Origin of the sequence: Flavobacterium tyrosinilyticum, from assembly GCF_023656565.1 — a bacterium.
GTDB classification, from domain to species: domain Bacteria; phylum Bacteroidota; class Bacteroidia; order Flavobacteriales; family Flavobacteriaceae; genus Flavobacterium; species Flavobacterium tyrosinilyticum.
Window position 1 is genome coordinate 883774 of record NZ_JAMOKG010000003.1, and the last position, 26009, is coordinate 909782.

The 26009-nt window shown below is 34.0% G+C and carries 18 protein-coding genes and 6 tRNA genes; 8 read left to right on the forward strand and 16 right to left on the reverse strand.

All coding sequences use genetic code 11. The features are described 5' to 3' along the window. Positions 1 to 34 precede the first annotated feature (34 nt). The 3 genes from bshB1 to NCC77_RS18135 all read right to left on the reverse strand — a co-directional run bounded on the left by bshB1 (position 35) and on the right by NCC77_RS18135 (position 2340). Positions 35 to 751 carry a bacillithiol biosynthesis deacetylase BshB1 gene (gene bshB1, locus NCC77_RS18125; protein ID WP_250836858.1) on the reverse strand — a complete coding sequence of 239 codons (717 nt, stop codon included), beginning with the start codon at positions 749 to 751 and terminating at the stop codon, positions 35 to 37. Positions 752 to 841: 90 nt separating this feature from the next. After that, entirely contained in the window at positions 842 to 1906 is a 1065-nt protein-coding gene (locus NCC77_RS18130) for a chorismate-binding protein (RefSeq protein ID WP_250836859.1), read from the reverse strand. A 2-nt stretch (positions 1907 to 1908) separates the two neighbouring features. Next, positions 1909 to 2340 (reverse strand): PaaI family thioesterase, encoded by a 432-nt coding sequence (locus NCC77_RS18135; RefSeq protein ID WP_095928875.1) that lies wholly within the window; start codon positions 2338 to 2340, stop codon positions 1909 to 1911. A 255-nt stretch (positions 2341 to 2595) separates the two neighbouring features. On the opposite strand from NCC77_RS18135, the gene NCC77_RS18140 reads away from it, so the two are divergent. The 8 genes from NCC77_RS18140 to NCC77_RS18175 all read left to right on the forward strand — a co-directional run bounded on the left by NCC77_RS18140 (position 2596) and on the right by NCC77_RS18175 (position 18447). After that, positions 2596 to 4107, forward strand: a complete 1512-nt coding sequence (locus NCC77_RS18140) for a hypothetical protein (protein ID WP_250836860.1) — start codon at positions 2596 to 2598, stop codon at positions 4105 to 4107. 162 nt (positions 4108 to 4269) lie between these two features. Next, a complete protein-coding gene (locus NCC77_RS18145) occupies positions 4270 to 6120 on the forward strand; it encodes an endonuclease (protein WP_250836861.1) in 1851 nt (616 codons plus the stop codon). A 235-nt stretch (positions 6121 to 6355) separates the two neighbouring features. After that, complete coding sequence (locus tag NCC77_RS18150; RefSeq protein ID WP_250836862.1) at positions 6356 to 8200, forward strand: endonuclease; 1845 nt, start codon at positions 6356 to 6358, stop codon at positions 8198 to 8200. 387 nt (positions 8201 to 8587) lie between these two features. Next, positions 8588 to 12241 carry a phosphoribosylformylglycinamidine synthase gene (purL, locus tag NCC77_RS18155; protein ID WP_250836863.1) on the forward strand — a complete coding sequence of 1218 codons (3654 nt, stop codon included), beginning with the start codon at positions 8588 to 8590 and terminating at the stop codon, positions 12239 to 12241. Between the two features lie 207 nt (positions 12242 to 12448). After that, positions 12449 to 14857, forward strand: a complete 2409-nt coding sequence (locus tag NCC77_RS18160; RefSeq protein ID WP_250836864.1) for a TonB-dependent receptor — start codon at positions 12449 to 12451, stop codon at positions 14855 to 14857. A gap of 143 nt (positions 14858 to 15000) precedes the next feature. Next, a complete protein-coding gene (locus NCC77_RS18165; protein ID WP_250836865.1) occupies positions 15001 to 15432 on the forward strand; it encodes a hypothetical protein in 432 nt (143 codons plus the stop codon). 177 nt (positions 15433 to 15609) lie between these two features. Next, positions 15610 to 17388, forward strand: coding sequence for an AMP-dependent synthetase/ligase (locus tag NCC77_RS18170; RefSeq protein ID WP_250836866.1), 1779 nt, complete (start codon positions 15610 to 15612; stop codon positions 17386 to 17388). Between the two features lie 144 nt (positions 17389 to 17532). Continuing rightward, positions 17533 to 18447 carry a phytanoyl-CoA dioxygenase family protein gene (locus NCC77_RS18175; RefSeq protein WP_250836867.1) on the forward strand — a complete coding sequence of 305 codons (915 nt, stop codon included), beginning with the start codon at positions 17533 to 17535 and terminating at the stop codon, positions 18445 to 18447. A gap of 106 nt (positions 18448 to 18553) precedes the next feature. On the opposite strand, the gene NCC77_RS18180 is transcribed toward NCC77_RS18175, so the two are convergent. From NCC77_RS18180 to NCC77_RS18240, 13 genes are all read right to left on the reverse strand, one after another. After that, positions 18554 to 19099: a 3'-5' exonuclease gene (locus tag NCC77_RS18180; RefSeq protein ID WP_250836868.1), complete on the reverse strand. Its 546-nt coding sequence runs from the start codon at positions 19097 to 19099 to the stop codon at positions 18554 to 18556. A gap of 323 nt (positions 19100 to 19422) precedes the next feature. Then, positions 19423 to 19926: a hypothetical protein gene (locus NCC77_RS18185; RefSeq protein WP_250836869.1), complete on the reverse strand. Its 504-nt coding sequence runs from the start codon at positions 19924 to 19926 to the stop codon at positions 19423 to 19425. Between the two features lie 323 nt (positions 19927 to 20249). Further along, positions 20250 to 21365, reverse strand: a complete 1116-nt coding sequence (locus tag NCC77_RS18190; RefSeq protein WP_250836870.1) for a slipin family protein — start codon at positions 21363 to 21365, stop codon at positions 20250 to 20252. A gap of 738 nt (positions 21366 to 22103) precedes the next feature. Next, positions 22104 to 22889: an ATP-grasp domain-containing protein gene (locus NCC77_RS18195; protein WP_250836871.1), complete on the reverse strand. Its 786-nt coding sequence runs from the start codon at positions 22887 to 22889 to the stop codon at positions 22104 to 22106. 12 nt (positions 22890 to 22901) lie between these two features. Beyond that, a complete protein-coding gene (locus NCC77_RS18200) occupies positions 22902 to 23528 on the reverse strand; it encodes a 3'-5' exonuclease (RefSeq protein WP_250836872.1) in 627 nt (208 codons plus the stop codon). Positions 23529 to 23584: 56 nt separating this feature from the next. Beyond that, positions 23585 to 24157 (reverse strand): hypothetical protein, encoded by a 573-nt coding sequence (locus NCC77_RS18205; RefSeq protein WP_250836873.1) that lies wholly within the window; start codon positions 24155 to 24157, stop codon positions 23585 to 23587. A 27-nt stretch (positions 24158 to 24184) separates the two neighbouring features. Further along, positions 24185 to 24257: transfer RNA gene (locus tag NCC77_RS18210), tRNA-Leu, on the reverse strand. A gap of 239 nt (positions 24258 to 24496) precedes the next feature. Further along, positions 24497 to 24569, reverse strand: a tRNA-Asp gene (locus tag NCC77_RS18215). 20 nt (positions 24570 to 24589) lie between these two features. Then, a tRNA-Arg gene (locus NCC77_RS18220) sits at positions 24590 to 24663 on the reverse strand. Between the two features lie 603 nt (positions 24664 to 25266). Continuing rightward, entirely contained in the window at positions 25267 to 25416 is a 150-nt protein-coding gene (locus tag NCC77_RS18225; RefSeq protein ID WP_250836874.1) for a hypothetical protein, read from the reverse strand. Between the two features lie 144 nt (positions 25417 to 25560). After that, a tRNA-Ser gene (locus NCC77_RS18230) sits at positions 25561 to 25631 on the reverse strand. An 87-nt stretch (positions 25632 to 25718) separates the two neighbouring features. Continuing rightward, positions 25719 to 25792: transfer RNA gene (locus NCC77_RS18235), tRNA-Ala, on the reverse strand. A 121-nt stretch (positions 25793 to 25913) separates the two neighbouring features. Beyond that, positions 25914 to 25986: transfer RNA gene (locus NCC77_RS18240), tRNA-Trp, on the reverse strand. Positions 25987 to 26009 lie beyond the last annotated feature (23 nt).

The following is a 26009-nucleotide window of genomic DNA, read 5'->3' on the forward strand; positions in this document are numbered from 1 at the left end:
CTACAAAGAAAAAAATGAAAAATTTTCATAAAAATTAAATCAAATTATCTAAGCTATTGACTGCCAAACACCTTTCAACTGTAAAACCTTCTGCAAAATCTTTCCCAACTAACCTTCCTAAGTCCTGCGCACGATAATTTAAGCTTTCAAAAAAGTTTTTACTCGTAATTGGCGTCGAAGGTTCTTTTGAATTCGGATCGTAAAATTGAGTTTTGTACGCCATAATCGCTTCAACCTTCTTTTCTTCAAATCCTGTAATGTCTACAACAAAATCAGGTTCTAGATTTTTCCATTGAATATAATGATACACCACTTTAGGTCTCCACGATTCTTGTGGTACTCCATCAACTGATGTTTCAATTTTCATTAACCCTGAAAGAAAACAAGAATCAGAAACCAATTTGCTTCCTTTTCCGTGATCGATATGACGATCGTCGACTGCATTGCATAATACAATCTCAGGTTTGTACTTACGGATCATTTTTATAACTTCTAATTGATGCTTTTCGTCATTAACAAAAAATCCGTCACGCATTGCTAAATTTTCACGCACAACAACCCCTAAAATCTTTGCAGCATCTTTTGCTTCCTGATCTCTAGTTTCTGCTGTGCCTCGGGTTCCTAATTCACCACGCGTCAAATCTACAATACCTACTTTTTTCCCAAGGGAAACTTCTTTCAAAATGGTTCCAGCGCAACCTAATTCTACATCGTCTGGATGCGCCCCAAAGGCTAATATGTCTAATTTCATTGTTTTTTTGTTTCAAGTTTCAAGTTTCAGGTTTCAAGTTGTCAACAGAACGTGAAACTTGAAACCTGAAACTTGAAACAATTTTATAAACTATTTTCTCAAAACCCGTTTCATCGTCATTGATTTATTGACGCTTTCCTCCCATTCTTTTTCTGGAATACTTTCTTTGGTAATACCACAGCCCATGTATAAAATCGCTTTATCTTCCTGAATCTGCATACATCGTAAATTTACAAATAAATCAGAACTAGTATTATTTCCTTCAAAAGTACTGTTCAATTCACCTAGAAAACCAGTATAGAAAGTTCTATCGTAATTTTCATTTTCTAAAATAAATGCTTTCGATTTCTTTTTTGGAAGTCCGCAAACAGCAGGTGTTGGATGCAACGTATCTATTACCTCTTCTAAAGTCGAATTATCTTTTAAAACCCCAGAAATATCTGTTTTAATATGCCAGATCGATCCTGCTTTTAAACTGTAAGGCTCAGAAACCACAACCGAAGCCGTAAATTCTCGAAGTCTTTTTACGATAAAATCAGTCACAAATTGCTGTTCGTCTTTTTCTTTCTGCTGCCAAACGATTTCTGCTTCTTGATTATCTTTTTGCGTTCCTGCCAAAGCCATCGTTTCAAAAACATTTCCGTTTGCTTTTAGCAGTTTTTCTGGTGTCGCCCCCATCCAAAGTCCAATTTTAGGATGAAAAAAACAATAGCAGAAAGTGGCTGGATATAGCTGAACCAAGTGCTGAAAGGTTTCAATAAAATCAAATTCAGACAACGGAACTTCTTCACTTCGTGATAAAACTACTTTCTTGAATTCTTCATTTTTAATAGCTTGAATTCCCTGCGCTACTAGATATTCATATTGAAATTTAACTTCGGCATCAAAACTCAAATCGTCAATTTCAATGGGTTCAAATGAAGTCTTTTCTTTTTGAACCGTAATAATTTCCGATTCCTTTTCAGGAATTAGGATGAGCTGTTTTTCATCAAAAGAAGCAAAAACAAATCCTTTTTCACTATAATCCGAAACGGTATTTAAAATATTATTTTGCTGTAAAATCCCAACATAATTTTCTGTATTGGGTTTTGAATAAAGTACAAAGGGTAAATTTTGTTCTTTATGATTTTTAATTTTTAAGAAAAATGAATTCATATTTATTCGCTTTTCTTTCTATCCAAAACCATATTCGTCAATTTGCAAAGCGAAACCAAATTTCCTGCTTCATCGGTGATTTTGATCTCCCAAAGATGAAGACTTCTTCCTTTGTGAATAATTCGGGCTGTTCCGAAAACATAACCCTCGCGAATACTTTTTAGATGATTTGCCGAAATTTCGATACCTCTTACTTCCTGTTCTTTAGGATTGATAAAAAAGAAAGAAGCCGCACTCCCAACACTTTCTGCCAAAGCTACAGAAGCGCCTCCGTGCAATAATCCCATTGGTTGGTGAACACTTGGATTTACAGGCATTTTTGCAGTTAAAAAATCTTCTCCGGCATCGATATATTCTATTTTTAGCGTTTCCATCAATGTGTTTTTAGAAAACTCATTACAGCGCGCTAAAATCTGCTCTTTTGTATAATTCATTAAAATAAACTTTAAAATCGTAAAATTAAAGAAAGATAAGACATAAATCTAAAAATTGGATTCTAAAATTAAAAATCAATTATGAACTTGTCAGTTTTTTGCTATTTTTACAAAAACAATCAAAATCAATCTTTGGCTTTTTTTTGCCACAGATTACACAAATTAAAAAGATTTTTTATCTACAATTTATTCGCCACGAATTCACGAATTAATTCAAATAAAAATTCGTGAATTCGTGGCTAAAAAAATATTAAAATGCGTCAATACTTTGCACTTTTCATTATTGGTTTAATTCTAGCTTTCAGTTCTTGCCGAACCGATTTTGATACTGTTGCCAGTTCTGGAAATTTAAAGTTCTCGAAAGACACTGTTTATTTAGATACTGTTTTTAAGAATATTGGTTCAAGCACTTACCAATTGAAAATATACAATCAGAGTAAAAATGATATTTCGATTCCGATTGTACAATTCAAAAAAGGTTTAGATTCTAAATATAGAATGACTGTTGATGGAATGACAGGCAACAATGGAAAAATTTTTAAAGATGTTACGCTTTTAGCAAAAGACAGTTTGTACATTTTTATAGAAACCACGGCAGATATTAAAGATGCGAATCCCGATGATTTTTTATATACCGACGAAATTCAGTTTGACAGTGGTGCAAATTTGCAAGAAGTAGCTTTGGTTACTTTAATTCAAGATGCGGTGTTTTTATATCCAAATCAAAATCCCGACGGAACCAAAGAAAAAATTAAAATTGATGGTAAAGATGTTGACGGATTTTATTTAAACGAAAATGATCCTGCAAACGGAAATGAACTTCTTTTTACAAATGAAAAACCATACGTAATTTATGGCTATGCGGGAGTTCCAGAATTTAAAACCGTAACTTTTGAAGCTGGCGCAAGAGTGCATTTTCATGCCAATTCTGGATTGTATGTTGGTGATAATGCTTCTCTACAAATTAATGGAACAACTTCTACCACTGATAAACTTGAAAACGAAGTGATTTTTGAAGGCGATCGTTTAGAATCACTTTATTCTGATATTCCTGGGCAATGGAAATCGGTTATTTTTTCTAATGGAAGTGCCAATCATACCATCAATCATTTAACTTTGAAAAATGCGGTTATTGGTTTGGATTTGCAAAGTCCCTATAATACATTCGAAATTAAAAACACTCAAATTTATAATTGCGCCGAATACGGAATTTTAGCTCGAGATACTCATGTTATTGCTAGCAATATTGTCATAAACTATGCTGGTTTAGCTTCCCTATCCTGCGTTTATGGTGGAAACTACAACTTTACGCATTGCACCTTTAACAACAATTGGTCAAGCAGTTCTCAAGTTGCAGTAAATTTAAGCAACTCTTTAGCTGGAGCAACTCCAGAAACCAATCCTTTAACCAATGCTATTTTTAATAATTGTATTATTTATGGTTCGGCTACAAACGAATTCAATTTGGACAAAAATCCAAATGCGCCATTTGTCTATCAATTAAATAATTGTCTACTGAAATTCAGCAGTTCGACTAAAGATCCTAATTATCAATTCAAGACCGACACAGAACATTACACGAATATAATTCTGAATGAAAATCCGAAGTTTTATAATGTGTCTCAAAACAAATTAAATATTGATAAAACTTCTGCCGCTTTCGCGAAAGGAGATCCCGTCTTTATGATTCCAACCGACATTTTAGGAATTACAAGAACTTCTCCGCCAGATTTGGGCGCTTATCAGAGTCAAGATTTTCCGAAGTAAGTCAAAAGTTGAGATTAAAGATTTTATAATTTTATGAATCTTAAAAATAATCATGGCTTAACATCCTTATTTCTTTAAAACTGTAATCTTGCCAAGAATTAAATTTCTAGCAAAAAATATTATTACACTTTTAAGATTCTCCAGATCTCAACCTACTCGCTTATGAAAAAAAACTATTTTGTTTTACTTTTTTTCGTCCTTACTTCTGCTTTTGCACAAATTCCGACAGGATATTATGATACTGCAACAGGAACGGGTTACGCTTTAAAAACGCAATTATACAACATTATTAAAGGACATACTGATAACGGATATGGTGGTCTTTACACCACTTATGCGACATCAGACATTGATAATTTTTACGAAAACGACGGAACCGTTTTAGATATGTATTCTGAAAATCCGTCTGGAACAGATCCTTATACTTATAGCATCGCAACTACTCAAAGATGTGGTAATTATTCTGCAGAAGGCGATTGCTACAATAGAGAACATATTATTCCTCAATCTGTTTTTAGTGAAAAATCTCCAATGGTAGCCGATGCACATTTCATCACTCCAACAGACGGAAAAGTAAACGGAATGCGTTCTAATTATCCGCACGGAAATGTTGGCACAGCAACTTACACTTCTCTAAACGGAAGCAGATTAGGTTCTAGTTCTGTTTCTGGTTATTCAGGAACTGTTTTTGAACCAATTGATGAGTTTAAAGGCGATATTGCCAGAATGTATTTTTACTTTGCAACGCGTTATGAAAATACGATTGCAGGATATTCTTATCCAATGTTTAATGGAACTGCAAACAAAGTTTTTACACCTGCATTTTTAAGTATGCTAATTGCTTGGCACAAACAAGATCCTGTAAATGCAAGAGAAATTGCAAGAAACAATGCAATTTATGATCGTCAAAACAACAGAAATCCGTTTATTGATCATCCAGAATATGTAGAGGCGATTTGGGCAACTGAAGCGGATGATGTAACTCCTCCAAGTGCTCCATTAAATTTAGCTGTTACAGGAAGTATTTCAAATACAATTAGTTTAAGCTGGTCTGCTGCAATAGATAATGTTGGAATTTCTGGTTATGCTGTTTATGTAAACGGAATTTTCAAACAAAACGAAACTGGAACAACTGCAACTGTTGCTGGTTTAACGCCATCTACAACTTATTCTTTTTATGTAATTGCAAAAGACACTTCAAACAACTTATCTACTCCAAGCGCATCTGCTAGCGGAAGTACTACTGAGTCTACAGGCGGCGGAACAATTGGTAACGAAATTTTCTTTTCAGAATATATTGAAGGTTCTGGAAACAACAAATATTTAGAGGTTTCAAATTTCACAGGAAGTACTGTAGATTTAACACAATACACTATTAAAAAACAAAGTAACGGCGCTGGTGCTTGGACAACACCTGCTGGATTGGCACTTACTGAAACTTTAGCTCATGGAGCTTCTTATGTTATTGCTTACAATCTTGGAGCATTAACTTGTTATAATCCAGCAAATGCTAATTTATCAAGTGGCGCTACTGAACTTCAATTTAACGGAAATGACCCAATTGGTTTATTCAAAAATGATGTTTTAATAGATATCATCGGAACTTTTAATGGTGGCGCTCCTAATTTTTCTATCGATGAAACTTTAAGAAGAAAACCAACCGTTTCTGCTCCGAATACTACTTTTAATAAAGCTACAGAGTGGGATGTTTATGCAAAAGACAAATGTGACGGATTAGGAAGCCATACAATAGCTAATTTAGGAACAGGAGATTTTGATTCTAGTGCATTTTCAATTTATCCAAATCCATCAAATGGTCATTTTACAATTCAATTAAAAGATTCTAACGAGACTTCAAATATTGAAATAATATCTGTTTTAGGACAAAAAATATTCACAAAAGAAAATAACAGTTCTTCTTCGATAACAGTAAATAATCTTCCAAGAGGAATTTATATTGTTCGAATTATACAAGGTTCAAAAACAAGCAACAAAAAGATTATAATCAATTAAAATAGTTTAATTATAATTAATTTCCTGCAAAGACACCTATATCTGTGTTTTTGCAGGATTTTTTTTCATCTAAAAAACAGATAGTAGGAAAATATATCCAAAATTAAACATCAGTTAACGTATCGTAGTAATAAAAATAGTAGATTTGATATAAGAAAACTTTTAACCATCTTAAATTCAAGTATTTAAAAAGATAAAAATTCATTTCCAAACCAAATCTTAAAAACTGTTAATTATGAAAAAAAACTACTTTTTACTGTTATTGATGTTTGCCACAATTGGTTTTGCCCAAATTCCTTCTGGATATTACAGCACAGCAACTGGAACGGGTTATACTTTAAAAACACAATTGTATAATATTATTAAAGGTCATACCAACAACGGTTATGCTGGCCTTTACACGACTTATTTAACTTCTGACGTTGATAATTTTTACGAAAACGACGGAACAATCTTAGACATGTATTCTGAAAATCCATCAGGAACAGATCCGTATACTTACACAACGGGAACTACTCAAAGATGCGGAAATTATTCTGTTGAAGGAGATTGCTACAATAGAGAACATATTATTCCGCAATCTGTTTTTAGCGAACAATCACCAATGGTTGCTGATGCGCATTTTATTACGCCAACTGACGGAAAAGTAAACGGAATGCGTTCTAATTATCCGCACGGAAAAGTTAGTTCAGCAACTTATACTTCTCAAAACGGAAGCAAATTAGGATCAAGCGCAGTTTCTGGATATACGGGAACGGTTTTCGAACCTATTAATGAATTTAAAGGTGATATTGCCAGAATGTATTTCTATTTTGCAACACGTTATGAAAACACAGTTGCAGGATATTCTTATCCAATGTTTAATGGCACAAGCAATCAAGTTTTTACAACCGCATTCTTAAACATGCTTTTGGCTTGGCATGCGCAAGATCCTGTGAGCGCAAGAGAAATTGCTAGAAACAATGCCGTTTATTCTAGACAAAACAATCGAAATCCGTTTATTGATCATCCAGAATATGTGAATCAAATTTGGGGCGGAACTTCATCAGGAGATATTCAGGCACCAACAACTCCAACAAGTTTGGCTTCGACTTCAAAAACTTCAACTTCAATTTCGCTTAGCTGGACAGCTTCTACAGATAATGTTGCAGTAACAGGATATGAGGTTTACGCAAATAGCGTTTTAAAAACAACTGTTTCAACATTAACAACAACCATTACAGGTTTAACAGCCTCGACTAGTTATTCTATTTATATAAAAGCAAAAGATGCAGCTGGAAATACTTCTGCATCAAGCAATACAATAAGCATTACAACAAACAGCAGCGGAACTGGAACTGCGACAGATCTTCTTTTCTCTGAATACATTGAAGGTTCAGGAAATAACAAAGCTTTAGAGATTGCAAACAATACTGGAAGTTCAGTTAATTTATCGGCTTACACCATTAAAAAACAAACCAACGGAGCTGGATCTTGGAGCACAGGATTGGCTTTAAGCGGAACATTAACAACAGGAAGCAAATTTGTAATTGTAAACAGTTCAATGTCATCAAGCTGTTTTTCTACAAGCGCAGCCAACATTTCGACAACAGCAACTGAATTGACTTTTAACGGAAATGATGCTGTAGGTTTATTTAAAAACGGTGTTTTAATTGACATCATCGGAACTTTTAACGGCGGAACCGCCAATTTTGCTGTCGATGTTACTTTAAGACGAAAATCGACTGTAACTTCTCCGAGCACTACTTTCAATTTAAGCGCACAATGGGATTCTTATTCACAAGATACATGTGACAACTTAGCTAGCAGAAAGGTTCCAGTTGCTGAAATCGAAGAAGAAGCTGCTACAAACGAAATTGTAATTTATCCAAACCCTTCTAATGGAAATTTCGACATTCAGCCAGGCATTGTAGACAATCCTTATTCAGTTGAAATCTTCTCGTTCTCTGGACAAAAAGTATTCGAAAAGCAAAACACAACTGCTCCAGAAGTTTCTGTGCATAATCTTTCAACAGGAATCTATATTATCAAAATTATAAAAGGAGAAAAAACAGCATTCAAAAAGGTGATTATTAATTAAAATTGAGATTTTTCATCCACTAAAAAGCGGCAAATTGCCGCTTTTTTTTTATAATTCTGAAAGAATTTTCTTTAGAACCTAATTTTCAGTCTATTCTTAAGCTTCATAAATTTTGCAACTCTCGTCTATTCCAAATACCAAAATTATATTCCTTCAATTTTGATTTTTTTTCTTCTAAAAGTTTAATATTACAGAACATATCAAAAAAGAGATTTTAATAAATCTTTAAATTTCACGAAAGACCGAAACTTCTTGATATTGCGTCTTTTTGGTAGAAAAAATGCAAGAAAAAAGCAATTTCATTTTTTTTGAAAAGAGATGGTTTTCAAATTTGCGCTTACTATTTATTTACATTAAATTTGCAGCTCAATACAACAAACTACACAAATGATCCATTTCTTTGAAAACCAAAGCAAAACTGTTTTTGCCGTACAAACGCAAAACGAAATTTCAGCTCAAGACATTTCAAAATTAAACTGGCTTTTTGCCGACGCAAGTAAGATCGAAAAATCTGCATTGACAGGTTTCTTTGTTGGCCCTCGCGCTACCATGATTACACCTTGGAGTACAAATGCTGTAGAAATTACTCAAAACATGGGGATTTCGGGCATCATCAGAATCGAAGAATTTCATCCTGCAACGGAAGATTTTACAGATTTTGATCCAATGCTTTCTCAAAAATTCAATGAATTAGATCAAGAAATCTTCACTATCAACATTCAGCCAGAACCAATTTTGGAAATCGATGATATTGCTGCTTACAACAAAGTAGAAGGTTTAGCTTTAAGCGAAGAAGAAGTTGATTACTTAAACAATCTTGCAAGTAAATTAGGAAGAAAATTAACTGATTCTGAAATTTTTGCTTTTTCTCAAGCCAATTCAGAACACTGCCGTCACAAAATTTTCAACGGAACTTTTGTTATTGATGGTGAAGAAAAAGAAACTTCTCTTTTCAAATTAATCAAAAAAACATCTCAGGAAAATCCTAACGATATTGTGTCTGCTTACAAAGACAACGTTGCTTTTGTAAAAGGACCAAAAGTGCAGCAATTTGCACCAAAATCGGCAGACAAACCTGATTTTTACGAAATAAAAGAATTTGATTCTGTTATCTCATTAAAAGCCGAAACACATAATTTCCCAACAACAGTTGAGCCTTTCAACGGAGCTGCAACAGGTTCTGGAGGAGAAATCCGTGACCGTTTAGCTGGAGGTCAAGGTTCATTGCCATTAGCTGGAACTGCGGTTTATATGACATCTTACTCTCGTTTGAAAGAAGATAGAAAATGGGAAAATGCTGTTGAAGAAAGAAAATGGTTGTACCAAACACCAATGGATATTTTGATCAAAGCTTCAAACGGAGCTTCTGATTTTGGAAATAAATTTGGTCAGCCTCTTATTACAGGTTCTGTTTTAACTTTCGAACATTCAGAAAACGACCGTAAAATTGGTTACGATAAAGTAATCATGCAAGCGGGAGGAATTGGATACGGAAAACTGGATCAATCAATCAAAAAGAAACCACAAGAAGGCGATAAAATCGTAATTCTTGGAGGAGAAAATTATAGAATCGGAATGGGTGGTGCTGCGGTTTCTTCTGCAGATACAGGAGCTTTCGGTTCAGGAATTGAGTTAAATGCAATTCAGCGTTCAAACCCTGAAATGCAAAAACGTGCAGCAAACGCGATTCGTGGTTTAGTAGAAAGCGACAATAACCCAATTGTTTCGATTCACGATCACGGAGCTGGAGGACACTTAAACTGTCTTTCTGAATTAGTGGAAGAAACTGGAGGTCTAATCGATTTAGATAAATTGCCGGTTGGAGATCCAACGCTTTCTGCAAAAGAAATTATTGGTAACGAATCTCAGGAAAGAATGGGATTGGTTATTGGTCAAAAAGATATTGATACGTTGCAAAGAATTGCCGACAGAGAGCGTTCGCCAATGTATCAGGTTGGAGATGTAACGGGAGATCACCGTTTTACTTTCGAATCAAAATCAAATGGTTCAAAACCTATGGATTATGCTTTAGAAGATTTCTTCGGAAGTTCTCCTAAAACGGTTATGACAGATAAAACTATCGATAGAAAATATGCTGATGTTGCTTACAACGCAGGAGATTTCGAAAGTTATTTAAAAGACGTTTTACGTTTAGAAGCTGTTGCTTCAAAAGACTGGTTGACTAATAAAGTGGACCGTTGTGTTGGTGGAAAAGTAGCAAAACAACAAAATGCAGGTCCGTTACAATTGCCTTTGAATAATGTTGGGGTTATGGCTCTGGATTATTTAGGAAAAGAAGGTATTGCAACTTCTATTGGACACGCTCCTATCGCTGCTTTGATTGATCCTGTTGCAGGGTCTCGAAATGCTATTGCAGAATCGTTATCAAACATTATCTGGGCTCCAATTAAAGATCAGTTAAAAGGTATTTCATTATCTGCAAACTGGATGTGGGCTTGTAAAAACGAAGGTGAAGACGCTCGTTTATATGCTGCTGTTGAAGGATGTTCAGAATTTGCAATCGAATTAGGGATCAATATTCCGACAGGAAAAGATTCGCTTTCAATGAAACAAAAATATCCAAATGATGAAGTAATTGCACCGGGAACGGTTATTATTTCTGCTGCTGGAAACTGTACAGATATTAGAAAAGTAGTGGAACCTGTTTTACAGAAAAACGGAGATTCTATCTATTATATCAATTTATCTCAAGATGATTTCAAACTTGGAGGTTCATCTTTTGCACAAATCAGAAATACAATTGGAAACGAAACTTCTACAATTAAAGACGCTTCTTTCTTCAAAAATGCATTTAATACCATTCAAGATTTAATCGGTGAAAACCAAATTTTAGCTGGACATGATATCGGAAGCGGTGGTTTAATCACTACTTTATTAGAATTGTGTTTTGCTGATGTAAACCTTGGAGCTAAAATTGATTTCAGCGCTTTCGCGGAAAAAGACTTATTGAAAATCCTTTTCGCAGAAAACATCGGAATCGTATTCCAAGCTAAATCTGATGCTGCTGTTGAAGCTAAATTGAATGATAACAATATTGAATTCTTCAAATTAGGTTCAGTTCAAAGCAAACCAAGTTTAGAATTTGGAATTTATAATTTGGATATTGCGGAGTACAGAGACGTTTGGTTTGAAACTTCATATTTACTAGATCAAAAACAATCTAAAAACGGAAGAGCTCAAGCGCGTTTCGAAAACTATAAAAATCAGGTTTTAAATTATACTTTCCCTGCACATTTTACAGGAAAAAAACCAGAAATCGACAATTCTAAACCAAGACCAAAAGCGGCTATTATTCGTGAAAAAGGAAGTAATTCTGAGCGTGAAATGGCAAATGCTATGTACTTAGCAGGATTTGACGTAAAAGACGTTCACATGACCGATTTAATTTCGGGTCGTGAAACTCTTGAAGATATTCAGTTTATTGGAGCTGTTGGAGGATTCTCTAACTCAGATGTTTTAGGTTCTGCTAAAGGTTGGGCGGGAGCTTTCTTATATAACGAAAAAGCAAAAACAGCTTTAGACAATTTCTTCAAAAGAGAAGATACTTTATCTGTTGGAATCTGTAACGGTTGCCAATTGTTTATGGAACTGGAAGTAATTAATCCTGAGCACGAAGTTCACGGAAAAATGCACCATAACGAAAGCCAGAAACACGAAAGTATCTTTACTTCTGTAAAAGTTCAGGAAAACAACTCTGTTATGTTATCTACTTTGGCAGGAAGCACTTTAGGAGTTTGGGTTTCTCACGGAGAAGGTAAATTCAAATTGCCTTATGCAGAAGACCAATACAACATTGTTTCTAAATATGCTTACGAAGGTTATCCTGCAAATCCGAATGGCTCTGACTACAACACGGCTATGATGTGTGATAAAACAGGAAGACATTTGGTTATGATGCCTCACATTGAGCGTTCGACTTTCCAATGGAACTGGGCTCATTATCCAAAAGACAGAAATGACGAGGTTACGCCTTGGCACGAAGCTTTTGTTAATGCCAGAAAATGGATTGAGAAAAACTAAAAATATATTTTTACTAAAAGCGCCCGAAATTATCGGGCGCTTTTTTTTAGCCACGAATTCACGAATTTTTTATTTTCAAAAAATAGAATCAAGAAAATTCGTGAATTCGTGGCTATAAAAACTATTTAAAACTATTCTAAGATTAATTTAATGGTATCTTAAGACAGCTTAAGCAAGCGTAAACATTCTGGTAAATATCTTTGCTACATGAAAAATATTATACGCAAAATATACCTCGCAATTCTCTTATTTACTTTAAGCCAATTTTCTTTTGCTCAAAAAACAGCAATAAAAGGAACCATCACAGACGGAAAAAATCCTATAGAATTTGTTGATGTAATTTTAAAAAACACAGCCGATTCAACCAAAACCGCTAATTACGCCGTTACAGATATTTCTGGAAATTTTTCATTAGAAAATGTAACTTCTGGAGAATATCTGCTTCAGTTTAAATTAATTGGTTTTAAAACCAATACTAAAAAAATAAAATATACCGGTACAGCTATTTCACTTGGAACGATCACTTTGCAAGAAGATGCCAACCAGCTTAATACTGTAGTGGTAAACTCACAGAAAAAACAGATTCAGAAAACAAGCGAAGGCTTTATTTTTAATCCTGTCTCGAATATTTCGCAAACGGGCGGAACCGCTACAGATATGCTTAAAAGTATTCCAACGGTTGCCGTCGATGCAGAAGGTGGTATTACGTTAAGAGGAAAATCGCCGATGATTTTGATCAATGGAAAAAATTCGGCTATTACCAATATGGATCAGATTGCTGCGAGCAGTATTGAAAGTATCGAAGTAATTAGCAATCCTACGGCTAAATATGATGCAAATGCCGAAAGCGGCATCATTAATATAAGACTCAAAAAGAACAACCTAAGCGGTACAAATGGTGCTGTAGCATTGGGCGCAGGTTTTGGTGCAAAAGGAAGAGTAAATAGTTCTGTTCTTTTCAATCATAAAACAGAAAAATGGAATTTTGGCTTAGGCTATGACAATCGTTTTGCTGGAAGAACAAAGAAAATAAATGCCGACCGAACCAATTATTTTATTGATGACGAACATTATATTCATCAAAATCGAAATGATGAACGAACTGAGGGCCTTCAGAATCTCAAATTAAATATTGATTTTTCTCCAAATGACAAAAATAGCTTTTCATTTGAAGCGCTTGGAAATCTAGAAACTCAAGACAATGACGAGACTTTATACACGCAGGTAAACACAAGTGCCAATGCCTTTTTCTCCAATAACAGAAGACATTCATTAGAACTGGAACGCTCAAAAGTTGGCGAACTTGCTTTTACCTATGATCGTAAATTTGATGACGAACGAAAAAGTCTGAATACCTCTATTACTTCTTCTTTCGGAAAACACAGAGAAAACACTGATATTGACACTTATAATTACGATGAATATCAGCAGCAGATTGGTGATGCTTTACTGCAGAGAACACACAATTATGAAAATCAGAATATTTCGAATGCCATTGTAAATTACGCTTTTCCAATTTCAGAAAAATCGATTATAGAAACAGGCTACAAAGGAACTTTCCGATTTTTTAAGTCCGATTTTGAAAGTGCTGATCTAACTAATGGTGAATATATCGTGAATCCGTTAGCTAGTAATAGTTTCAAATTTAACGAACAGATAAATGCCGTTTATGGTTTGATGAATTCTTATATTGGCGATAGCGAAAATCCAAAATGGAAATACAATTTAGGTTTGCGTGCAGAAAATGTTTCCAACACTGGAGCAACACAAAATAACAGCGACCATTTTAGCAATAATTACTTAAAAGTTTTTCCATCGGCTTCCATACAATTGAATTTAACCCCAGATGAGTTTATTAAACTGGGATACAGCAAACGAATTAACCGCCCTGATCTGGATGATTTAAATCCTTTTATTGACATTACCGATGCGTTAAATCCGCATGGAGGAAATCCATATTTAAAACCTGAAATCATTCATATTGCCGAAATGAGTTATAATAAAAACTGGAAAAACTACTCTTTTTCTGCCAATGCCTTTTACAGAAATGCAACCGATGCCATTAGACAATACGGGCAGCTTATGGACAATGGCGTAATTTTACTTCAGCCACAAAACATTGGAAGCACGGTTACTTATGGCTTAGAAACTATTTTCAGTCTTAAGCCAATTGGTTTTTATGATGCGAATATTAGTTTAACCGCTTTTCAGCAAAACATTAATGCAGACAATTTACCGCAGGCCGAAGATGTTGTAAGCAGTGCTTTTAGCTGGTATGGAAAAGTGATTAATAACTTTGTACCGTGGAAAGGCGGAAAACTTCAGATTATCGGAAACTATAATTCGGACGTTGCCACTCCGCAAGGAAAAAGAATTCCGATTTACAATGTTGACATGGGATTTCAACAAAAATTAGGAAAAGGAAATGCCCGTTTAGGTTTGGTTGTAACCGATATGTTTAACACCTTAGAAAGCGGTTATAAAAACAACACTCTTTTGTTTAGCAATCACCGAACAAACAAATCAGACACACGCGCTTTGATGATTACTTTTGCTTATACGTTTAGATCTGATTTTAAAGAAAAATTATTAGAAAATCAGTTTTCAACAGAATAAAAACGGACCTAAAATGATAAAAATGTAAAAATTTCATTCTTGTATTTTCAAGCAATAATTCTATTAAAAAATTGAATTATATTCGCCAAAAGAAATCAGCTCGGCAGATTTCTTAAGCCAAAAAACACTTAATCCTACATAGAATGAAATTTTTACATTTATTAGTGGTAACACTATTTTTTACAGCCTTTCAATCGCATTCGCAAGTTCAAGTTGATCAGATTATCCATAATTCTAAAGAGCGTTATATTACTACTACAATTGGCTATCCAGTTCCTGGAACTTATGCTCCATTAAACCAAAAAGAGCCTATTACAGTTTTAAATCCAGATGGAACAGGTTTTATTCAAGCTGAAGATTTAAGCAAACAAAAAATAAATTGGGGAATTGAATGTACCGAAGAAGGTGTACCTGTTTTTAAAGAAGGATTCAATAGTGCTTCTTACACATTCTGGTATAGACCAAATGACAGTAATGAATGGTATTATTCTCAATTCTCTATTCATTTTGCCAAGAAAAAAATGTTTTTAATGGGCGAAAGAGTAAAAGTATACGAGGATTATAACGTACAATAGCCTTTAAAAAATGTCCTCCAATTAAATTTTTCTTGATTTTTTAGAAATTTAACGGCGAAAAAGAAAACGTTTTCGTTGATTTTTAATAGTCTTTATAAATTTTCCCATTAAATTTTATAAAACTGAAAATCATACCCAAATTTTATTTAATTTGCAATAAAATTCAATATATTAAACATGGTTTCAATCACACGCCTTTTTGATTTTCCCTATTATCAACAAGAAACTTACAACCTTCCAGTTGCTCTCGCAACCAAAAAAAATGGAGTCTGGGAAAAAACATCCAGTGAAGAATATATTGCAAAAGCAAATGCTATTTCGAGAGCATTATTGCGTATGGGCGTTCAGAAAGATGATAAAATTGCTTTAATTAGTTCAAATAACCGTACCGAGTGGAATATAATGGATATTGGAATTTTGCAGACTGGTGCGCAAAATGTTCCAATTTATCCAACTATTGCAGAAGAAGATTACGAATATATTTTAAACCACAGTGGCAGTATTTACTGTTTTGTTTCTGATGATGAAGTGTTACAAAAAGTAAATGCAATTAAAGCCAATGTACCAACATTGAAAGAAGTTTATTCTTTTAATGAAATTAATGGCTGTAAACATTGGTCAGACTTATTGGTTTTAGGCGAAGATGACAGCAATCAAAGCGAAGTTGAAGCTAAAAAAGACAGTATTCAAACAGATGATTTAGCTACTATTATTTATACTTCTGGAACAACAGGAAGACCAAAAGGTGTTATGCTTTCACACAAAAATATTGTGTCAAATGTTTTAGACAGCTCACCAAGAATCCCATTTGATCCAGGAAAAAGCACCGCATTAAGCTTCTTGCCTATCTGTCATATTTTTGAAAGAATGATTTTGTATATCTATCAATATTATGGTGTATCGGTTTATTTTGGAGAATCTATTGATAAAATCAGTGATAACTTAAAAGAGGTCCGTCCAACTGTAATTACAGCTGTACCAAGACTTTTAGAAAAAGTTTACGATAAAATTTATGCTAAAGGAGCTGAATTAACCGGTATCAAGAAAAAACTGTTTTTCTGGGCTATCGATTTAGGTTTAAGATATGAACCATACGGAGCAAATGGCGCTTGGTATGAATTTCAGTTAAAAATTGCACGCAAATTAATTTTTAGTAAATGGAAAGAAGGTTTGGGAGGAAACTTAGATTTAATGGTTTCTGGAAGTGCTGCCTTACAGCCGCGTTTGACAAGAGTTTTTGCTGCAGCAGAAATTCCAGTAATGGAAGGTTACGGTTTAACGGAAACTTCTCCAGTAATTGCTGTAAACGACCAAAGAAACAAAGGATTTAAAATTGGAACTGTTGGAAAACCGATTCGTAACCTAGAAGTAAAAATTGCCGAAGACGGAGAAATTTTATTAAAAGGGCCAAACGTAATGTTAGGCTATTATAAAGATCCTGAGAAAACGGCAGAAGCTGTAATTGACGGTTATTTTCATACGGGAGATATCGGAGAAATTGACAGCGAAGGTTTCTTAAAAATTACCGATCGTAAAAAAGAAATGTTTAAGACTTCTGGCGGTAAATATATTGCTCCGCAAATGATCGAAAATGCCATGAAACAATCTCGTTTTATTGAACAGATAATGGTTGTTGGTGAAGGCGAAAAAATGCCAGGCGCTTTTATTCAGCCAAACTTTGAATTTGTAAAAGAGTGGGCAAAAATCCATAAAATTACTTTAGGAAGTTCTGATGCAGAAATCAGCGCTAATGCAGATGTCATCAAACGCATCGATGAAGAAGTAGAAGGAATCAACAAAAAATTCGGACATTGGGAACAAGTAAAACGTTTTGAACTTACACCAGATGTATGGTCAATTGACGGCGGACAGCTTACTCCTACTCTAAAATTGAAACGTAAAATCATTAAAGAAATTTACAAAGATCTTTACGCTAAAATCTACGGAAACAATTAATAAATCAAGATAATATAACCAAAGTGAAAAGGCTGTCTCATTGAGATAGCCTTTTTTAGTATCAAAAAAACGGGTATTTTTACTTTAAATATCCAACTATAAATCACGTACTTTTAGGTACTTTTTCACCTAAAACAGAATAATATGCCTTGGACAGTTCTCGAACAATTGTGGAAACGAACTTTAGATTCTAAAAATGCGAATTCAGACCACACTAATTGGGATAACCAGATTAAAACACTGTATCAATTAGGCATTGGCATGGAAGATACTTTGTATTTTCTATATTCTGAAAAACCAGATTTTGAAACTTTCAAAACATGGATTAATAATAGAAAAAGAAATACTGATCAAGAAATTGAGGATTTAACTGTAAATGTCTTGTCTGAGCAGGATCTTGAATTTTGGAATCGGAACGGTTATGTTGTGGTTAAAAATGCTATTTCAAAAGAAGATTGCGAAGCCACTCAAAAAGCCATTTGGGAATATTTAAAAATGAATCCGAATGAAAAAGAAAGCTGGTACAAACGTCACGAAGAACAAAAAGGGCTTATGCTTAATTTTTCGGATCATGAAACTTTAAATCGTAATCGCTTTTCGCCAAGAGTAAAAAAGGCTTACGAACAGCTTTATGGAACTACCAATATCTACAAAACAATAGATAAAGTAAGCTTTAATCCGCCCGAAACAGATCATTTCACCTTTCTTGGAAGTCCGCTTCATTGGGACATGAGCTTAAAAAAACCGCTTACTTATGGTCTTCAAGGCTTGTTTTATTTAACCGAATGCAGAGAAAATGATGGCGCTTTTCATTGCGTTCCGGGTTTTCATAATCAAATCGATGAATGGCTCGACGAACTTGAGCCACATGAAAATCCAAGAGAAAAAGCTTTAAAAACGTTGCAACCAAAACCAATTACAGGAGATGCAGGCGATTTTATAATCTGGCACAATGCATTGCCACACTGCGCAACACCCAACAGAGGAGAAAGCCCAAGAATGGTTCAATATCTTACTTATCTTCCAGATGATTACAATGCTGCTGGAGAATGGATTTGAATGATTTACAGCAATTGCAGAAACGCAAAAAACTGTAAATACTTCTATCTACAGTTTTCTACAATAATCAGCTATCCTTTCGACAACTGTTATTACAAATTAAATTCTAATTTTTAAGGCACCAATTCAAAATCTTAGCGATGTTTTTGGCATCGTCAATTCCGCGGTGATGTGTTCCTTCTAACGGAATATTCAGCAATGCAAGCGCGCCGTTCATTCCTGTTGGTTTAACCAAGCCAAACTTTTCGGCAAAATGCTCTTTTACATTGATATGCTCCTCTCCCATTGGATAGGGAACACCAAACGATTTACATTGTTTTTTCAGCATATTCAAATCATACTGACCGTAACTTGCCCAAGTGTACAAATCGGGATTATACTCGTCGATAAGCTCATTAATAGCATCTTCGAAACTAACTCCGCTCTTATTAAGTAAATCTTGAGTAATGGTGGTCAATTCTGTACAAAATAAACTAACAGTTGAGCGTTGCGGCTTTACCAATATCCCTTTATTCTTAGAAATTGCTCCCGTTTCTGTGTCCAACACAGCCAAACCAATTTCTATAATTTCATTTTGCTGTCCGCTCGGGACCGCGCCTTGCCAACATGTGGCTTCTAAATCGATAATAATAATTTTATCTGTAGTTTTCATTTTTTTAATTTTTTTTAAATAATTGTGTTTTTTTTAACCGCTAAGAGCGCTAAGGTTTACGCAAAGAAGCGCTAAGATTAGTTTCTCGCAAATTCAACAGATTTTTTTTAAAAATCCTTTTAATCTTATTAATCTGTGGCAAAAAAACTTTGCGCCTTTGCGCCTTTGCGAGATTTTTCTAACCGCTAAGAGCACTAAGGTTTGCGCAAAGAAACGCTAAGATTAGTTTCTCGCAGATTCAGCAGATTTTTTTTAAATCCTTTTAATCTTATTAATCTGTTGCTAAAAAACTTTGCGTCTTAGCGCCTTTGTAACAGAAACCTTTAGAAAAACATGCTTTTAAAATCTAGAAAGAAACTTCTTTTCTTAGACTTTTTTTCAGGCTTTTCTTTTTTTACAGCATTCTTCTTTTCAAAAACAGCTTTAGCTTTCTCAAGCTTTTTAACTGGTTTTATCTCTTCTTTTTTAGAAGTTTCATAAAACTTTTTGAAAGGACGTGGCTCAAAATCAACCAAAATAGCTGCCATATTTATAGCATCAATATTGGATGGATCTGTTTCTCCCTTAAAGAACGTCTCGATAGGTCTGAACTTGTCTTTCTTTTCCTTAAACTTGTTCTTTTTCGTATGATCGAAATCTAAACCCAAAAGATTCTTAAAAACATTCAAATCATCTTGAGTTGGGTTATTTTCGAAAATAAGCCAGCACAAATCACGAAGTTTTCCACGAGAAGGCTTGTACAAATAATCAAAGTATTTGCCTCCTTTTTCTATCTCGTATTTATTTCTAATTGCTTTTTTATATTTTTCTAGTGTATTGTTTTGCATGATATTTTTCTTTTGCAATTCTTGGAAATCTCAGGAAATCGAAGGTTTTTCTGGGAAATCCAATATCACAAAAGTTTAAAAGCACGCTTGCTTTACTAGAGAAATATCTCTAAATGATATATATAGTTTCCCGAAAATTCGCCTTTTCATTCCATAGGCTAATGCATTCTAAATCTGCTCCTTTAATTGAGGCAAACGAAGATTCACTTAACTCCACTGTATCCGTTTGACCTTTATGGTCCGACGCAAATCCTATTTCTTGATTCATCCTTAAATTTTTATTATTAAACTTAAACGATCAACATTTACTGCTAATGGTTCTTTTACTTTACGAAGATTTCTTTTAATTGACCAATTACGTTTCCGCCGCCAGAAATGGTGATTTCACCAATTTTATCAGCGATTTTTTCAACGTACTCCATCTCTTTCAACTTCCACAACATTTCGTTTTCTTCCATCAGCTTTGCTGTGTTTAGCAAACTTCTTGTTGCAGCAGTTTCTTCTCTTCTCATAATGCTATTGGCCTGCGCTTTTTTCTCAGCAACCAAAACCTGATTCATGATTTCTTTCATATCTCCTGGAAGAATTACATCTCTTATTCCAGCATCAGAAATTGCTAAACCTAAATCTTTGATCTTAGTTTTTGCTTCTTCTAAAATAGCATCGGCAATTGCATCCTTCTTTGACAATAATTCATCTAAAGTTAATCCGCCAACAAAAGCTCTTAAAGCCAGTTGCATTGCGACATACAATTGTTTTTCAAAATCTTTATTTTCAGTCAAAGCTTTCATAATATCAACCACTTGATATCTCACAAAAAAGTTAATTCTTAATCCTGCCTTATCTTTAGTCAACAACTCCTGACCAGAAATTTCCAATTGTTGCTGTCTAGTATCAACCGTTTTCACTTCGATTGTAATGGCGTTATTCCAGAAATAATGTGTCCCCGACTTCAATTCCTTCACAAAAGTTCCGTTCACAAATAACAAAGCTTTGTCATTACTTGCTACAATAAATTTTCTTGTGAAGTATCTCATCTTAACATTTTCCAATAAGTTAACTGGAATATTTTCTGTGATTTCAATCTTAGACAAATCTGCTTTAATGAATTCATTTTTTACAACTCCTTTCCAAAAAGCATACTTTCCTGGCACCAAAACTTCTTTGAAATTTCCTTTTACAAATTGCAACACAATTTCGTTATCGGCAACTTCAATAACCTCCAAAAGAGATGCTAACACTTCATTTTGCAATAAAATATCCAACTCAAAAGGAGACTGAAAAGATCCGTTTAGATCATAAATCATAATGTTTTTGTTTCCTAAAATCCAGTGTAATCCTTCTTCTAATACTTTTATTAATTTTCTGTTTTCGAACACCAAGCCTACTTGGTAAGTCTCGATTTTAATTCTTTTTATCATAATGTTTTTTTGTTTCATGTTTCAAGTTTCATGTTCTGAAATCATTAAAACCTCTATTCTCTTTATTCTTTTCTCTATTTTCTTTTCTCTTCTTAATAAAAAAACCTCTTTGTCTTTCTCCTCTAAGAAAAACGGACGAATAGTTTGTTCTTTGTCTGTCTGAATTGTTTCTGATTTTATTTTATGGAGAGAATCCCCAAATTCTCTTAACAATCAAATCAAAAAGAAAACAGACTTTTCAAGACACATTTCGATTCGCACTGGCTTTATCAGAGTGTGAAACATCAGATTCTAAAATCTTAATTTCACTGACAAAGACAAATTAGTTTTTTCTAATGGTACATCTTTTTAAGAGTGATGCGCTCAACTGTTACAGGTTTTTGAGACCCGTCGACTAACCAATTCGTCCAACCGAAACGTGTTCGGTGCAGGATTCGAACCTGCATAAACATTCTATTACTCTACCAACTGAGTTACCACATTACTGTGGATGGGAATCGAACCCACGACAAATAGATCGTGTGATAATTTTTTGGAAAACCATCAAAACCTCCAAACCAAGCTGAATAGAAAAACATAATACGCTTTCGCGAAAAGTCTGCTACAATGGTGCTATACAGAAACACCCAACAAGGCTTGTTTGATATTTTTAATCAAAGTTTACTTTGATACCATTTCATTTTCTAAAGAACGTTTTTGTTTCTTAAACAAAGATTCAAATGATCCTGCGCAATTATTCTGCGCAGGATATTTTTTTTAATTAATCCATTCTATAACCGTCGATAAATAAGCTTCTCTTACTTCATCAAATCGAGTTATGTTCGGAATATGATTTACTTCTAACAAATATTTAGAACCATCTTTTCCAACGATATAATCATTTCCAATCATATCCATCTTCAAAGTTTCTTTTATATAAATTGTATCTGCAAGTAAATCTTCATCAACAGGCATAAAACCTGCGTTATCAGGATGAATAGATTTTAACCAATCGTCTCCTTCTAATTTAATCTGCCAATAAACATCTCCAATCATCATGATACGAACGGCTTCTCCTTCATAATAAGGTTCAATTGTAGCCGTAAATTGGCTCTCCCATTCTCCTGTAAAACGATGTTTATTCTCACCGCAATGCCAATTACCCCATTTGGCAACCGTATCATTTGTAGTATTTACAGAAGCTCCAGCACTTATAAACCCACGAGGTGCACTAAATTTTGAAAGGGATAATGCTTTTACCAGACACGGAATCTTAAATCGGCAATCCAACATTGCTACCGCATTCGGATAACAGTCTCCTCGCCAAATTGCTAAACCAGTAATAAAATCGAAATCATTATCGTAAATTCCATAATAAACCACTTTATCAACTGGAAGCATTCCAACTCCATTGGCTTTTTCCATATAGAGCACTTCATCTTTTACTACGATTTTAGGAATAGACTGATGCCAAATAATATGTCCTGAATAATTGGCTTTTATAACATCATATTCTTCTTGTTCAATTCCAACAAGGGCTATTCGGTTGTATAATTCTTTCATTTTTTTAATTTTTTATTTCTTTAAAACTTTATACAGCAATTTGGCTGCATTGTAAGCATCATCCGCTCCATTATGATTCTCTCCTTCAAAAGATTCTCCTATTAACTCTAGCTCTTTCAATAATCCTTTAGGTTTCTCCTGAAGGTAAACTAAATTAAAAAGTGTCTTTATATTCAAATAGTCATTTCTAAATGGGTTTTCAATTGCTTTTGATTTACATTCTTGTTCTAATATTTCTTTATCAAAATCGCCATAACCGGCAAATGTTCTATACTTTGCCGAATATTTGGAATTAATTTTCTTTAATGCTTTCTCAAGAGAAGTTCCTTCTATCTGTAGTTTTTCATTTGTAATTCCAGTTAATTGGCGACAAAAAGAAGAAACTTGAGAAACTTCTGGTTTGATATAAAAACTTTGTTTATCTTCAATTTTTCCAGACGATAATATTAACTTGCATACTCCTATCTCGATAATTTCTCTCTGATTTAAGAGTGTTTCCTCCTTAGATTCCCAGCAAGTTGCTTCAATATCAATCACTATAATTTTATCATATAACACCATGATTTCTAAATTCTTAATTATTATTTTTAAATATATAATTTCCTGATATTTTCTTTTTTTTGAAATTGCTGTTCGCATCTCATAAAAATACCCGAACTGACGGACTGCTAATCTCTAATAACTCTTTACTATTACTATCCATTAAGCATCACTTCCATTCGTTTAATACCAAAATCTGATTTTCTTAATTTACACATTCGCTCATCTGAAATGTGATGGAAAACAATACCTTCAATGTCATTCTCTAATAAGAATATTTCTAAATCCTTAAAATCAAGACTTACAAAATCAAGTATTTCACTTCCGTGTTTTACCAATGTATGTTTCTCAAAATTTTCCGGGTTTCCTTGTACTTTAGGTCCGCATAATTCGTAAGTTCCGTCAACTTTATTTTCTAATCCATCAAAACCTTCAAAGAAATGTTTATCCTCCGATTTTGAACGATCACATTTTAACCAGTGTGGGTGATGTCCCGAAATTGGATCTGCTTCCTGACAAGGAATTGCTCCCAACGGAATTGTTCTTCCTTTTTTAGCATCAAACCTTTTAAATATTTCACCCTCTATAATTGCGACAGATGTACCGTCAAATTTTCTGGTTGCAATAGCTTCTCCTTCAAAAACCCATTTGTTTTCAATATTAATTTTATCTATAACCCTTCCTAAATCATTAGGATCTTTGGCGAATAATGTACTTATCTTTTTCATTGTATATTTTTTTAAATCTTCATTTTGTACAGGAAGAGAGACTCGAACTCTCAGGAAACTGATTCTAAATCAGCCGTGTTTACCATTTCACCATTCCTGCATTTTTTTTAAGTTTCTAAGTTGCTGAGATGCTAAGGGACTAAGTTTTTTAAACTTTTAAATCTGAATCTTAGGAACTCTAAAAACCATTTCATTTGTCTGGGAAGCAGTCCCGATAGCTATCGGGAGAACCTGCGACCTCCCGCATCCAAAGCGGGTAAACAACCTCCGTTATCTTCCCAGGTCTATTTAAGTAACTTAGAATCTTAGTATCTCAGAAACTTAGAAACTTTAAAAAAGCGGCTCATACGGGAGTCGAACCCGTTTCTCCCGAGAGACAGTCGGGAAGGTTAGCCAGTAACCCCAATGAGCCAGTTCCTTCTAGAGAACAAGTGATTTTGGAAGGATTCGAACCTTCGACCATCTGCTCCGTAGGCAGACGCTCTATCCAACTGAGCTACAAAATCATTTTTTTGGGCATAAAAAAAGCACCTGATCAAAGGTGCTTTACAAAATTCAACGTGATATAACTATCCTATTGCCTATATTGATGCACCTGCATTGTCAAACGTCCAAGATCGAATCTTGCGTTTAGTGGTAATCCGTATGATATTTTATTTTGTAAAGCCATTTTGTATGCTGTATTATATTTTAAATTCTTGTTATTATTTGAAACGCTGTGTTTCAATTTTGTTTGGCAAAGATAATGTCGAAAAAATCATATTTCCAAATATTTTTTAAGATTATTTTTCTGATTATCAATTAGTTATACTAAAAATTAAACCAAAGAAATCCCTGTCCGCAAACTGGTGCAGATTTCTCTTTTTATCAAATGACTGTTACTCATCAGATTACTTTTCAAGATTATATTTCGCTATTTGTTTTAATCATTAAACATTTTGTCAATTATTTTTTTAGTTTTTTTAGTTATGGTTTACTATTCTATCATTTTTATTGTCTTTCTATTCAATTTTATTGTCACAATGAACGAAGTCGAAGTGGCTAAAAACAAAAAAAGCGCCCTACTTTGAGGACGCTTTTCTGTTTTATGATGAGTTTGACTCTAAATTTTATATTTTAATTTCATAAAAATACATATTGCATCCTGATACTTTAGCCGGAAGTTCTCCTGCTAAGTGGTCAAAATATTTTGCGATTGAAAGTGTCATATGTATTTTAGTATATTTAATTATGGCCACAAATGTAGTATATTTTGTCATAATTTAAAATGATTAATGAAATTAATTTTAACATATTTTTTTAAAAACAACTTAAACGTACTGATATTCAATAGCATACATTTTAAATAAATGGGAACATATATTTTAGGAATTTATTACCGCGAAAATGCATAATAAAAAATAGGTGTGCAAGGACTCGAACCTGCATCCTTCTGTTTAGCAAACAGTTGCTTTTCCAATTGAGCTAACACCTTTGTATTTTTTATTTGCCACGAAGACACGAAGTTTTCTTTTTAAATTTTGAAGCAAAAAAACCTTTGTCACTTTGAAACTTAAAAAAGAAAGGTGTGCCTGGACTCGAACCTGCAACCTCTTACCTGCTGGGTAAACGCTCTTCCAATTGAGCTAACACCTTTATATTTTGTTTGCCACGAAGGCACTAAGACACAAAGTTTTTTTTTAAAGTTTTGAAGCAAAAATTAAGAAACAAAAACCTTTGTCACTCTGTCTCTTTGAACCTTTGCAACTTTAAAAAAAAGGGTGCACCTGGACTCGAACCTGTACCTTTCCCAGTGGTGGGGAACGCTCTTCCAATTGAGCTAACACCCTAGTGGATAGTTGGGACTCGAACC